General features: G+C 69.5%; 14 protein-coding genes. 12 read left to right on the top strand and 2 right to left on the bottom strand.

The genetic code is table 11. The annotated features are described in order from the left end of the window. Window positions 1–19 precede the first annotated feature (19 nt). Complete coding sequence (locus tag ACQP2X_RS05370) at window positions 20–1,360, bottom strand: MFS transporter (protein ID WP_498694767.1); 1,341 nt, start codon at window positions 1,358–1,360, stop codon at window positions 20–22. A gap of 1 nt (window position 1,361) precedes the next feature. On the opposite strand from ACQP2X_RS05370, the gene ACQP2X_RS05365 reads away from it, so the two are divergent. The 10 genes from ACQP2X_RS05365 (at window position 1,362) to ACQP2X_RS05320 (ending at window position 11,004) form a co-directional block, all read left to right on the top strand. Continuing rightward, on the top strand, window positions 1,362–2,351 hold the full coding sequence (locus ACQP2X_RS05365) for a GlxA family transcriptional regulator (protein WP_498694766.1): 990 nt from the start codon (window positions 1,362–1,364) through the stop codon (window positions 2,349–2,351). A 75-nt stretch (window positions 2,352–2,426) separates the two neighbouring features. Next, window positions 2,427–4,091 carry a GspE/PulE family protein gene (locus ACQP2X_RS05360; RefSeq protein ID WP_498694764.1) on the top strand — a complete coding sequence of 555 codons (1,665 nt, stop codon included), beginning with the start codon at window positions 2,427–2,429 and terminating at the stop codon, window positions 4,089–4,091. A gap of 111 nt (window positions 4,092–4,202) precedes the next feature. Beyond that, complete coding sequence (locus tag ACQP2X_RS05355) at window positions 4,203–5,336, top strand: type IV pilus twitching motility protein PilT (protein WP_498694761.1); 1,134 nt, start codon at window positions 4,203–4,205, stop codon at window positions 5,334–5,336. A 4-nt stretch (window positions 5,337–5,340) separates the two neighbouring features. Next, the gene (locus tag ACQP2X_RS05350) at window positions 5,341–6,573 is read left to right on the top strand and encodes a type II secretion system F family protein (protein WP_498694760.1); all 1,233 of its coding nucleotides are present in this window, start codon (window positions 5,341–5,343) and stop codon (window positions 6,571–6,573) included. Window positions 6,574–6,607: 34 nt separating this feature from the next. Further along, window positions 6,608–7,126, top strand: coding sequence for a type II secretion system protein (locus ACQP2X_RS05345; protein ID WP_498694759.1), 519 nt, complete (start codon window positions 6,608–6,610; stop codon window positions 7,124–7,126). Between the two features lie 29 nt (window positions 7,127–7,155). Continuing rightward, window positions 7,156–7,938, top strand: a complete 783-nt coding sequence (locus ACQP2X_RS05340; RefSeq protein ID WP_498694757.1) for a prepilin peptidase — start codon at window positions 7,156–7,158, stop codon at window positions 7,936–7,938. 10 nt (window positions 7,939–7,948) lie between these two features. Beyond that, window positions 7,949–8,974, top strand: a complete 1,026-nt coding sequence (pilM, locus tag ACQP2X_RS05335; RefSeq protein ID WP_498694755.1) for a type IV pilus assembly protein PilM — start codon at window positions 7,949–7,951, stop codon at window positions 8,972–8,974. Continuing rightward, window positions 8,974–9,663: a hypothetical protein gene (locus ACQP2X_RS05330; protein WP_498694754.1), complete on the top strand. Its 690-nt coding sequence runs from the start codon at window positions 8,974–8,976 to the stop codon at window positions 9,661–9,663. The genes pilM and ACQP2X_RS05330 overlap by 1 nt, the downstream gene beginning before the upstream one ends. Next, a complete protein-coding gene (locus tag ACQP2X_RS05325; RefSeq protein WP_498694753.1) occupies window positions 9,663–10,280 on the top strand; it encodes a hypothetical protein in 618 nt (205 codons plus the stop codon). The genes ACQP2X_RS05330 and ACQP2X_RS05325 overlap by 1 nt, the downstream gene beginning before the upstream one ends. 76 nt (window positions 10,281–10,356) lie before the next feature. Further along, window positions 10,357–11,004, top strand: a complete 648-nt coding sequence (locus tag ACQP2X_RS05320) for a GntR family transcriptional regulator (protein WP_498694752.1) — start codon at window positions 10,357–10,359, stop codon at window positions 11,002–11,004. Here the strand turns inward: ACQP2X_RS05320 and ACQP2X_RS05315 are convergent. Then, entirely contained in the window at window positions 11,001–11,834 is an 834-nt protein-coding gene (locus ACQP2X_RS05315) for an LLM class flavin-dependent oxidoreductase (protein WP_498694751.1), read from the bottom strand. The genes ACQP2X_RS05320 and ACQP2X_RS05315 overlap by 4 nt on opposite strands. A 147-nt stretch (window positions 11,835–11,981) precedes the next feature. Here ACQP2X_RS05315 and ACQP2X_RS05310 point away from each other — a divergent pair, with 147 nt between their 5' ends. Both ACQP2X_RS05310 and ACQP2X_RS05305 read left to right on the top strand, forming a co-directional pair. Further along, entirely contained in the window at window positions 11,982–12,371 is a 390-nt protein-coding gene (locus ACQP2X_RS05310; RefSeq protein ID WP_498694750.1) for a response regulator, read from the top strand. Further along, a complete protein-coding gene (locus ACQP2X_RS05305) occupies window positions 12,368–12,808 on the top strand; it encodes a response regulator (protein WP_498657306.1) in 441 nt (146 codons plus the stop codon). The genes ACQP2X_RS05310 and ACQP2X_RS05305 overlap by 4 nt, the downstream gene beginning before the upstream one ends. Window positions 12,809–12,822: the final 14 nt, after the last annotated feature.

Here is a 12,822-nt window from a genome sequence, read left to right as displayed (position 1 = left end):
CCGGCCGGGTGGCCCTTCCCTATGCCTTGGCGGGCTCCACGGCCAGGCCGATCCCCGGGGCGATCGGCTTGATCCGCTTGCCGGCGAACAGCATCAGGCTCAGCAGGCTGGCCAGCACGGCCAGGGCCCCGGCCCCGTACCAGGCCCAGGTGTACGCGCCCAGCTGGTCGCGGACCAGGCCGGCGGCGGTGGCGGCGGCCGCCGCGCCGAACTGGTGCGAGGCGAAGACCCACCCGAAGACGACGGCGCCGCGGTCACCGAAGTACTCCCGGCACAGCGTCACCGTCGGCGGGACGGTGGCCACCCAGTCCAGGCCGTAGAAGAGGATAAACAGCACCATGCTCGGGTGGGCGGTCGCCGCGAACAGCGACGGCAGCACCAGCAGCGACATGCCGCGCAGGAAGTAGTAGCCGCCGAGCAGGATGCGGCTGTCCACCCGGTCGGTCAGCCAGCCGGACAGGATCGTGCCGACGATGTCGAACAGCCCGACGAGCGCGAGCAGACCCGCGGCCGTGGTCTCGGCCATGCCGTGATCGTGCGCGGCCGGGATGAAATGAGTGCCGACCAACCCGTTGGTGGTCGCCCCGCAGATCGCGAAACCACCCGCGAGCAGCCAGAACGGCCGCGTCCTGGCCGCGTCCCGCAGCGCCCGCAGGGCGATCCGGGCCGCACCCTGCGGGGCGATCGGCTTGGGCTCCTCGTACGAGCCGCCCAAGGGCCCGATGCCGAGCGATGCCGGATGATCACGCAGCCGCCACCAGACCAGCGGCACGACCAGCAACGCGGCGCCGCTGACGGTCAGCGCGGCCACCCGCCAGCCGTGGTTGTCGGTGAGCGAGGCCAGCACCGGCAGGAAGACCAGGTTGCCGGCCGCACCGCCGGCGGTGAGGATGCCGGTGACCAGGCCGCGATGCTTGACGAACCAGCGGCCGGTGATGGTGGCGACGAAGCCGAGCGCCATCGATCCGGTGCCCAGGCCGACGAGCACGCCCCAGAGCAGGACGAGCTGCCAGCTGGTCCGCATGAGGACGGTGAGGCCGGAGCCGGCGGCGACCAGCACCAGCGCGGCCATGATGACGCGGCGGATGCCGAAGCGCTCCATGAGGGCCGCCGCGAACGGTGCGGTCAGGCCGTACAGCAGCAGGTTGACCGAGACCGCGGCCGAGATCGTGCCGAGGGACCAGCCGAACTCGTCGTGCAGCGGGCGGAGCATCACGGAGGGGGTGGCGCGGAAGCCGGCCGCGCCCACGAGCGCGACGAAGGCGACCACGGCGACGAACCAGGCCGGATGGATGCGGTTCTTGAGCACGTACACAGTCTGCGAATCTCCACCCGTTCCGACGAGTGGCCGAGAGGCCATCATGCGCAAGAATCGGGCCATGAGACATTCGGTGGCCGTCCTGGTCCTGGACGGAGTGGTTCCTTTCGATCTCGGCACCGCATGCCAAGTCTTCCGCACGGCCCGCGACGCCGATCTGCGCCGCCACTACAAGACCCGGGTCTGCGGGCCAGGCCCGGTCCGGAGCTCTTCGGGCTTCACCGTCATTCCAGATTATGATTTGTCGCTTTTGTCGGAAGCGGACACCATCGTCGTGCCCGGGGTCGACGCAGGTAGCACCGTGACGGACGGGACACTGCGCGACGATGTCCGCGAGGCGTTGCTGGCGGCAGCCGCGCGCGGCGCCCGCATTGTCTCCATCTGCACCGGCGCGACGGTGTTGGCGGCGGCGGGTCTGCTGGACGGCCGGCCGGCGGCGACCCACTGGGCCTGGGGTGACACGGTCGCCACCCTCTATCCCCAGGTGAAGTGGAACCTCGACGTTCTCTTCGTCGACGACGGCGACGTGCTCACCTCGGCCGGCGTCGGGGCCGGGGTCGACCTCTGCCTGCACATCGTCCGGAGCGACTTCGGCGCCGAGGTGGCCAACCGCGCGGCCCGCCGCTGCGTGCTGCCGCCCTGGCGCGAGGGCGGACAGGCCCAGTACATCGAGCGCCCGGTCCCTCAGGCCGCCGACAGCGGCACCGCGCCCACCCGGGCCTGGACGCTCGACCGCCTGGCCGAGCCGGTCAGCCTGGAGGAGATGGCCGCGCACGCGAGCATGAGCGTGCGCACCTTCACCCGGCGCTTCCGCGAGGAGACCGGCACCAGTCCCCGGCAGTGGCTGCTCCAGCAGCGGGTCACGCACGCTCAAATGCTGCTCGAGTCGACCGATCTGGGTGTCGAGACGGTCGCCCGCCGCTCCGGCCTGGGCAGCGCCACCGCCCTGCGACAGCACTTCCAGCAGGCGATCGGGGTGGCGCCGACGGCGTACCGGCGAACCTTCCGGCAACCAGTGCCAACCGCGTCCTAACCGGGCACGGCTCAGCTAGGTCCGTGGACGTCCGATGGGCAGAGGCAAGCACCGATAGCCGATGCAAAGGACGTCATGGACCAGACCTTCCGCCCGCTGCTGGACGCGCTCAAGCAGATCGGGATCGATCCGCGCGCCGTCGACGCGGCCGCCGAGGAGGCCCAGCGCAGCGGCCGGTCGGTCCGCGCCGTCCTGATCAACGACAACGTCGTCACCGAGGAGCAGCTCACCACCGCGGCCGCCGCCGCCTTCGGCATCAACACGGTCGACCTGGTCAGCTTCACCCCCGACCCGGCCGCGCTCAAGCGCATCCCGCTGCCGGTCGTGCTCCGCCACCGGGTCATCGGCCTGTCGATGTCCGACGGCGAGCTCGTGGTCGGCGTGACCGACCCGGGCGACGTGGTCGCGCTCGACGACGTCCGGGCCGCGACCGGCATGACCGTGCGCCCGGCCGTGGTCGCCCGCAGCGAGGTCCGCCGGATCATCGAGCGCCTCCAGCGCGAGGCCAGCGACCTGGGCGAGATGGCCGACCAGGAGGACGACCAGTCCGCGATGACGGCGCAGGCCACCAGTGCCGACGACGCCCCGATCGTGCGCTACGTCAACAGCCTGATCGAGCAGGCCGTCATGAACCGCGCCTCCGACCTGCACCTCGAGCCGACCGAGGACGACATGCGGGTGCGTTACCGCATCGACGGCGTGCTGCACGAGGTCGACGTGGTGCCGCGCGGCGTCATGAACGCGCTGACCTCCCGCATCAAGATCATGTCGGGCGTCGACATCACCGAGAAGCGCGTTCCGCAGAACGGCCGCATCACGGTGCTGATCCGCGACCGCACGGTCGACCTGCGTACCGCCACCCTGCCCACGGTCTGGGGCGAGAAGATCGTGCTGCGTGTCCTCGACACCGGCGGCATCGACCTCGACATGAACAAGCTGGGCTTCACCCAGCACAACCTGGACCGCTTCGCCGCCTCGTTCACCAAGCCGCACGGCATGGTGCTGGTGACCGGCCCGACCGGTTCCGGCAAGTCGACGACGCTGTACGCCACCCTGGGCCGGATCAGCAAGCCCGAGGTCAACGTGATCACCGTCGAGGACCCGGTCGAGTACCGCCTGCGCGGCGTCAACCAGGTGCAGGTGAACGCGAAGGCCGGCCTGACCTTCGCCGCGGTGCTGCCGGCCATCCTGCGCTCCGACCCGGACGTGGTGCTGATCGGCGAGATCCGGGACGCGGCCACCGCGCAGATCGCGGTGGAGGCGTCGCTCACCGGTCACCTCGTGCTCTCGACCCTGCACACCAACGACGCGCCGGGCGCGGTCACCCGTCTGACCGAGATGGGCATCGAGCCCTTCCTGGTCGGCTCGTCGCTGGACTGCGTGCTGGCCCAGCGGCTGGCCCGGCGGCTGTGCGACTGGTGCAAGGAGGCGTACAAGCCGACCGAGGCCGAGCTGGTCGGCGCCCGCTGGCCGTTCGAGGACCTGGCCGTGCCGGAGGCGCTGTACGCGCCGAAGGGCTGCCGCAACTGCGCCAACACGGGCTATCGGGGCCGCATCGCGGTGCACGAGGTGATGCCGATCAGCTCGGAGATCGAGTCGCTGACGATCCGCCGCGCCTCGGCCAACGAGATCCGCGAGGTCGCCCTCTACCAGGGCATGTACGACCTGCGCGCGGACGGCCTGGCCAAGGCGGCGGGCGGTCTGACCTCGGTGCGGGAGGTCTCCCGCGTGGCGGTCTAGCCTATCCGGTTTTTGAGCGCTTCACCCGAATAGCCCGAAAGAGCCCCTCAACCGGCCACCCGGCGTGCCGAATACAGATGGCGCCACCCAACGAAAAGGATGCCGCAGCAGATGTCCACGACCCAGCAGGTGCCCCAGCAGGCGGCGCCCCTCGAGCCGGCCGCTCCCGCGCCGGGCGACCTGGCCGTGCTCAACCAGATGCTCGTCACCCTGGTCGAGTCCCGCGGCTCCGACCTGCACCTGACCGTCGGCACCCCGCCGATGATCCGGGTCAACGGCTCGCTGCGCCCGCTGCAGGGCTACGGCAACCTGAACTCGGCCGACACCGCCCTGCTGGCCCGGGCCGCCATCTCGGCCGAGCAGTGGGGAACGTTCCAGGACAAGCAGGAGCTCGACTTCGCGCACAGCATCGCCGGCGTCTCGCGCTTCCGCGGCAACCTCTACGTGCAGCGCAACTCGTGCGGCGCGGTCTTCCGGGCCATCCCGCACGAGATCAAGCCGCTGGACGAGCTCGGCATGCCCGACTCGGTCTCCCGCTTCGCCCACCTGCCCCGCGGCCTGGTGCTGGTCACCGGCCCGACCGGCTCCGGCAAGACCACCACCCTGGCCTCGATCCTCGACCTGATCAACCGCAGCCGCGCCGCACACATCATCACCATCGAGGACCCGATCGAGTTCCTGCATCCGCACAAGCGCAGCGTGGTCAACCAGCGCGAGGTCGGCGCGGACACCGAGGACTTCGCCAGCGCGCTCAAGCACGCCCTGCGGCAGGACCCGGACGTCATCCTGGTCGGCGAGCTGCGCGACCTGGAGACCACGGCCACCGCGCTGACCGCGGCCGAGACCGGCCACCTGGTGCTGGCCACCCTGCACACGCAGAGCGCCACCCAGACCATCGACCGCGTCATCGACATCTTCCCGCCGCACCAGCAGCTTCAGATCCGCGCCCAGCTGGCCGCCTCGCTCCAGGGTGTGGTCACCCAGGCGCTGGCGCCGCGGGCCGACAACAAGGGCCGCGTCGTGGTGGCCGAGATCCTGACCGCGACCCCGGCCATCCGCAGCCTCATCCGCGAGGGCAAATCGCACCAGATCCCCTCGTTCATGCAGGCCGGCGCCGGTGACGGCATGCTCGCGTTCGACCAGCACCTGGCCGAGAAGGTGCGCGAGCAGACCGTGACCATGGCGACCGCCCTCGAGCTCTGCCACTCCCAGGAAGAGCTCAAACGGCTCGTGGGACGGATGTGATCACATGCCGGTCACCAAGGTCTACCGGTACAGCAGCATCGACGCTGCCGGCCACCGCGGCAAGGGCACCGTCGAGGCGCCCAACGAGGCGGCCGCCGGGCACCTGCTCCGCCAGCGTGGCGAGACGCCGCTCGAGCTGAGCGAGGCGGGCAAGGGCCTCGACCGGGAGCTCAAGATCCCGGGACTCGGTGGCCGGGTCAAGCTCAAGGACCTGGCGCTGTTCGCGCGCCAGTTCGCCACGATGACCTCGTCCGGCATGTCGCTGCTGAGGTCGCTGGCGATCCTGGAGGAACAGGCCTCGGCGCCGGCGCTGAAGAAGGCGATCGGCGAGCTGCGGGCGGAGGTGTCGGCCGGCGCGTCGCTGTCGGGCGCGATGGCCAAGCACGACCGGATCTTCCCCCGCCTGATGGTCGCCATGGTCCGGGCCGGTGAGACCGGCGGCATGATCGACCAGGCGCTCGAGCAGATCGCGAACAGCCTGGAGAAGGACACCGCGCTCCGCGGCAAGATCAAGAGCGCGATGACCTATCCGGTCATCGTGCTGTCGTTCACCTTCATCATGATCGCCGCGGTGCTGATCTGGATCGTGCCGATCTTCGAGAACATGTTCGCCAGCCTCGGCGGCGAACTGCCGGCGCCCACCCAGTTCCTGGTCACGGCCAGCCACAACATGGTGTGGATCGGGCCGCTGGTGATCATCGTGGGCGTCGCCGGCACCGTCACCTACAAGCAGCAGATGCGCACCAACGCCGACTTCCGTTACAAGGTCGATCAGCTCAAGGTGAAGACGCCGGTCTTCGGCTCACTGCTGCGCAAGCTCGCCATGAGCCGCTTCTCCCGCAACCTGGGCCTGCTGCTCAACGTCGGCGTGCCGGTGATGCAGGCCTTGACGGTGGTCGGCGAGACCACCGGCAACGAGGTCATCAACGCGGCCATGAAGGACGTGCAGAACGCCGTCCGGGACGGCAACACCATGTCCTCGGCGCTGCGCAACCACCCGATCTTCCCGGCCATGGTCACCCAAATGATCGAAGTCGGCGAAGAAAGCGGTCAAATCAGTCAGATGCTCGACAAGGTTGCCGATTTCTATGACAGAGAGGTCGACAGCGCCGCCGAGTCCCTGACGGCATCGATCGAACCCATCATGGTCCTGGTCATGGGCACCGTGGTCGGCTCGATGGTGATCTGTCTCTACCTCCCGATGTTCAGCATCGGCCAGCAGATCCAGACGAATTGACGGACCCCGCCGTCGCTCCCTACCCCACATCGCCATGGAGGCACCCCCTATGCAGGACGTCATCAACCGGCTCCGCAACAAGAAGGCCGACGAGGGCTTCACCCTCATCGAGCTGCTGGTCGTCGTGGTCATCATCGGCATCCTGGTCGCGATCGCCGTGCCGGTGTACCTGAACTACCGCAAGGGCGCGGCGGACAAGTCGGCGCAGTCCGACGTGCGGGGTGCGGTGAGCCAGATCGAGCAGTTCTACACCGACAACGGCAACGCGTACCCGTCGGCCGACGCCTTGAACAAGACCGCCAGCTTCGCGCTGACCGGCACCGCCACCACCGGATCCGGAAGCTCGGCGTCGACCGCGACGAGCCAGATCAACCTCTCCGACGGCACCACGTTCTCCTACGTGGCCGCGGGCACGCCCAAGGGCTCCTCGTACAAGGTCTGCGCGACGAACAGCGGCGGCAGCGGCAAGGTCTACGCCTACGACAGCTCCGTCGGCGGCTCCGTCAAGGCGCTGAGCAGCACGGGCACCACCGCCCTGAGCACCTGCTCCTGATCACGGCTCACTAGAGGAGGGCGACGACGATGCTGCTCGTGCTCATCGTGGTGGCCCTCCTCGGCCTGGCCGTCGGCTCGTTCCTCAACGTGGTCATCTACCGGGTGCCGCGGGACGAGTCGCTGATCCACCCGCGTTCGCACTGCCCGGCCTGCGGCACCGAGGTCCGCAACCGGCACAACATCCCGGTGCTGGGCTGGCTGATGCTGCGCGGGCGGTGCGCCGACTGCGAATCGCCCATCAGCCCCCGCTATCCCCTGGTCGAGACGCTGACCGCCGTCCTGTTCGTGGCCGTGACGGCCAAGTTCGGCCTCACCTGGGAACTGCCGGCGTACCTCTACCTCGCGGCGATCGCGGTGGCTCTCGCCGCCATCGACCTCGACGTGATGCGCCTGCCCGACAAGATCGTGCTGCCGTCGTACGTGGTGGCCCTGGTCCTGATCGCGCCGGCCGTGATCGCGCACCACAGCTGGGCCCAGGCCGGCCGGGGCCTGATCGCGGCGGCCGTCCTCTACGCCGTCTACTTCGTCTTCGCGATGCTGCCCAGCGGCATGGGCGGCGGCGACGTGAAGCTGGCCCCGCTGCTCGGCTTCTACCTCGGCTGGCTCGGGTGGAGCTCGGTGCTGATCGGCGCTTTCGCCGCGTTCCTGCTCGGCGGCGTGGTCGGGGCCGCGCTCATGGCGATGCACCGGGCCGGCCGCAAGTCCCGGATCCCCTTCGGGCCGTACATGCTCGCCGGCGCTTTTCTCGCGGTCTTCGCGGGCGCGCCGATCGCCGACTGGTATTCGTCCCTCCTCGTACCCTCCGCCTGAAAGGACTCCGATGGCAGGCGCACCGCCGATCGGGCTGGACATCGGCTCGTCCTCCATCCGGGCCGTCGAGGTCCGGCGTGGCAAGGACGACTATTCGCTGAGCAACTTCGGCCAGGTTCCCCTGCCGCCGGGAGCGGTGAACGGCGGCGTGGTCCAGGACCCGATGATGGTCACCTCGGCCATCAAGCAGCTCTGGGCCGCCTGCAAGTTCGGCTCCAAGAACGTCAGCATCGCGGTGACCAGCCCCCAGCTGGTGGTCCGCGAGATGAGCCTGCAGAACCTGCCGCCCAAGGAGATGAAGCTGGCGCTGCCGTTCCAGGTCAAGGACGCGCTGCCGCTGGCCGTCGAGCGCTCGCTGCTCGACTTCTATCCGCTCGAGGTGCCGGGCGACAACCAGACCGTGCGCGGGCTGCTGATCGCCATGCCCAAGGACGCGGTGATGAGCTCGGTGGCCGCCGTCGAGAAGGCCGGCCTGCACGTGAAGGCGGTCGACCTGGCCTCGTTCGCGATGCTGCGCGCCGCCTCCCGGCTCGACACCCAGGTCGAGGCGATCGTCGACGTCGGCTACGACGTGACCAGCGTGATCGTGCACGCCGACGGCGAGCCGCTGATCGTGCGGACCGTGCCCCGCGGCGGCCAGGAGATCACCGACGCCATGGCGAGCCGGCTCGGCGTGCCACCGGGCGAGGCCGAGATGCTCAAGTGCCGGTTCGGCCTGCACGGCGACGGCAACCCGGAGACCGTCGAGGCGGCGGTCGAGGCGGTCCGGCCGCTCGTGAACGAGCTGCGGAGCTCGTTCACCTATCTCGCCTCGGGCGAGCGGCAGAAGCAGGTCACCCGGCTCGCGCTCTGCGGTGGCAGCGCGCTCATGCCGGGCCTGGCCGAGCACTTGCAGGACCAGCTGCGCATCACCGTGATGTACGCGGACAGCGCCAGCCGCCTGCGGGACACGCGCAAGGGCCGCGAACGCGGCTTCGACAGTTTCGTGCCGTCGGCCGCCGTGTCGATCGGCCTGACCCTGGGAGCGGCAGCCTGATGGCGACATCGACGACGACCCTCATGCCGATCGACCCCGCGGTCTCACCCGAACAGGCGTCGCGCATCCTGCCGATCCGCGCGAACCTGCTGCCGGGCGAGCTCACCGCCGGCCGCAACGCCCGCCGGACGAGATTTCTGCTGATCGGCGCCGTGGTCGTGGTGATCGGTGTGCTGGCGGGCTGGTACGCCTACGCCAACCAGCAGCACGACGAGGCACAGACGAACCTCGACACCGCCAACGGCATGGTCAAGCAGGCAACCGACAAGAAGAACGACTACTCCAAGGTCACCGGTCTCATGAACGACGAGACGCGGGTGCAGGCGGAGCTCAAGTCCCTGCTCGCGACCGACACGCCCTGGTCGACCGACTTCGGTTACGTCCGCACCGACGCGACCGCGGCCGGCGTCACCCTGACCGGGCTCACCGGGACGCTGTCCGACACGTCGTCCGGTTCCGCCACCGCCACCTCCGTCGCGTCGATCTCGGTGAGCGGGACCGGATCGGACAAGAAGAAGATCGCCTCGTTCATCGAGAAACTCGCCGCCCGTGAGGAGCTCACGCGGCCGTACGCGTCGTCGGTGTCGTACGACACGGCCGACAAGGACTACAGCTTCGCCCTGACGGTCGACCTCACCACCAAGGCCCTCTGCGGTCGCTTCACCACTACCTGCGGAACGGGGGACTGATGGACGCGAAGCGCGCGAACCAGGTCTGGCTGGCCGGCGGGATCGCCGCCATCGTCCTGCTGGTCCTGGGCACCTGGTTCCTGCTGATCTCGCCGAAGCTCTCGGACACCGACGCGGTGCAGGCCGAGGCGGACGACGTCAACATCCAGCTGCTCCGCCTCAACAAGGAGGTGGCCAAGCTGGCCGCGCAGGACAAGAAGAGGGCCACCTATCAGGCGTCGGTGGACGAGCTCGCGGCCAACCTGCCGGAAAGCTACGGCGAGCCCGACTTCCTGCGCATGCTCCAGACCACCGGCGCCGCGACGAACGTGGCGATCAGCAACTTCACCGCGGGCGACCCGGCCGCGTCGACGACCGTGACGACGGCCGTCGAGGTGCCGATCACGCTCACCGCGACGGGCACCCAGTCCAACCTCGACAAGTTCCTGGTCAACCTTCAGAGCGTGCAGGACCGCGCGGTTCTGGTGAAGACGGTCAGCCTTTCCAGCAACACCGATGCCGACAGCGCCGGCAAGCTGAACGCCGAGCTGAACCTGACCGCCTTCTGCACCACCGGGAAGATCGACGACAGCGACAAGAAACCGACCGGCAGCGACGTCTGCAAGGCCGGCGCCTGATCTTCACGGCGGGTACAACGGGTGAACTCGGTGGGTAGGCGAAGCACCCTATTGTCACCCTGAGTACCCTGCCCGTATGTCTTACGCGGTCCCGCCGACCCGCACCGCCGCGGTCGTCCGCCAGCTGCGCAACGAGATAGTCACCGGAGAGCTGTCCCCGGGCACCCTGATCAAGGATGCTGAGCTGGCCCAGCGCCTCGGAGTGAGCATCACCCCGGTGCGCGAGGCGATCGCCCAGCTCTCGGTCGAGGGCCTGATCGACATCGCCCCCAACCGCACCCGCCACGTCACCCGTGTCACCCAGAAGAACGCATTAGAGCTGATCGACGTGATGAGCGTGCTCGCCTGCGCGGGCTTCGAGTGGGGCGTCGTCAACCTCACCGCCACCCACGTCGAGCTGATGCGCCAGCGGCAGCGGGAGTTCGTCGAGGCGCTGCGCGGCGGCAATGTGCTCGCGGCCAGCGCGGCCGGCGCCGATTTCAGCAGCATCGTGATCCTGGCCAGCGGCAACCGGGAGCTGCAGTCCATGGTGGATCTCGTCGTGGCCCGCACTATGCGCATCCTCGCCATGACCGCCGAGAGTGACATCTGGAGCACCTGGATCGAGGGCCACGACGACATCCTGCGCCTGCTCGACGCGGGCGACTCCCAGGGCGCCCTGACCCGATATCGCGCGATCTACGTCGAATACCGGGGCCGGGTCGAGCGCGAGCTCTTCGACTAGCTTCCGAAAACCTCGGCCGCCGCCGTCGTGCGTACGGCGAAACGGGTTATGCCCCACCGGCGCTCGATCTCGGCCAGCTTGGCCTTTATCTCGCTCTTGGTGCCGATGAAGGCGTACGGCCCGGCGGCCACGTCGCTCTCGTTCTCCTCAGTCTCTTCGGCGTACGCCGCGTAGCCAGCCCCGCCGTCGTCGGTGATCTCGAAGCGCTGCACGAGCGCCTCGACCGGAGTGTCGCCGCAGAGCTCGACCTGCGCGTCGATCTCGGCGGCGCTCCACCGCGTCTCGTGCGAGTGGCCGTCGGCCAGCGTGCGGCCCAGCCCGGACAGGCCGATCCGGTCGGCGTTCTTCGCGGCCCAGCGCAGCAGCCGGGTGTTGCCGCCACCGATGAGCAGCGGCACCTTCTCCTGCACGGGGCGCGGCTTGCCCAGGCCGTCGCTGGCCAGCAGGCGCGTGGTCGCCTCGGCGACGGCGATGCAGTGATCGACCCGGCCTCGTACATCCGGCCTGGTTTTGCCGATCGCCTCCCACTCGGCCGGAGTGTGCCCGGCGCCGAGACCGAGGAACGCCCGGCCGCCGGAGACGACGTCGAGGGTCGCCACGTCCGAGGCGAGCAGGATCGGCTCGCGGACGCCGGCGTTCGAGACGTACGACCCCAGCCGCAACCGTGAGGTGACGGCGGCGGCCGCCGCGAGGGCGACGAACGGCGAGGCGCACGCGCCGGGATGGTCGGCCACGGTGAGCGCGTCGAAGCCGAGCCGCTCGGCCTCACGGGCGAGATCGAGCCACGCGGCGGCGGCGGTGGGCTGTGCCTGAAGGGAGAAGGTCGCCATCGCCACACGCTCCCCCGGGCCCGGCGCCGCTGGAAAGACCTTTTCGCGATCGGCGAAGGCGCTACCGGTCTGCAACCTGGTTCTCCCTGGAGGTCACCCCGACGCGGCCGATGTGGCGGGTGTCCGAGAAAGAAAGGCCTCCCCCCGATGCCTCAGCGCCAGAACCTCATCCTCATCGCCGAGGACGACAGCGACATCCGTGACCTGCTCACGGTGACGCTGGAGTCGGCCGGCTTCCGCACCGTCGCCGCCAAGGACGGCAACACGGCGGCGCGGATCCTCAAGGTCGCCCGCCCGGCCGGCCTCGTCACGGACGTCCGCATGCCCGCCCTCAACGGAATGGAGCTGACCCAGATAGCACGGCTCGACCCGGCGAGCCGCGACACCGCGATCCTCATGATCTCGGCCAACACCCACGCACACGACATCGACGCGGGCCTCGGCGCCGGCGCCGACCGCTACCTGCCCAAGCCGCTCTCACCGAAACAGGTCGTCGCCGAGATGCGCGATCTGCTCTCCAGGAGGAAGAACCCATGACCGCGCTTCTCGACCGCCCCACGGACACCGACGCGTTCACCCGGGCGATGTCCTCCCGGCCGTTCACCATGCCGGTCGCGCCCAGCATCCTCATCGCCGACGACGATGACGAGGTCCGCGACGTGATCGAGTACCGCCTCCAGGTCGCCGGTTTCCGCACGCTCACCGCGGACAACGGCCGCTCCGCGCTGACCCTGGCCGTCGAGCGCCGCCCGCAGGTGATCATCCTCGACGTCACGATGCCCCAGCTCGACGGCCTCACCGTCTGCACCGAGCTGCACAACTCGGCCGCCACGGCCGAGATCCCGGTCCTGATGATCAGCGGCACCGCCGAGCCGTCCCGCCTGCTGGCCGCCGGCGCCGACGACTTCCTGCCCAAGCCGTTCAGCTCCCGCGAGATGATGCGCCGCGTGAACTGGCTGCTCCTGTCCAGCTGAGCTACGTTCTTGAC

The organism is Actinoplanes sp. CA-131856, from assembly GCF_050956135.1.
Taxonomy (GTDB): domain Bacteria; phylum Actinomycetota; class Actinomycetes; order Mycobacteriales; family Micromonosporaceae; genus Actinoplanes.
The sequence above is the reverse complement of the archived record's forward strand: the minus strand, read 5'-3'. Positions and strand labels throughout refer to the sequence as shown.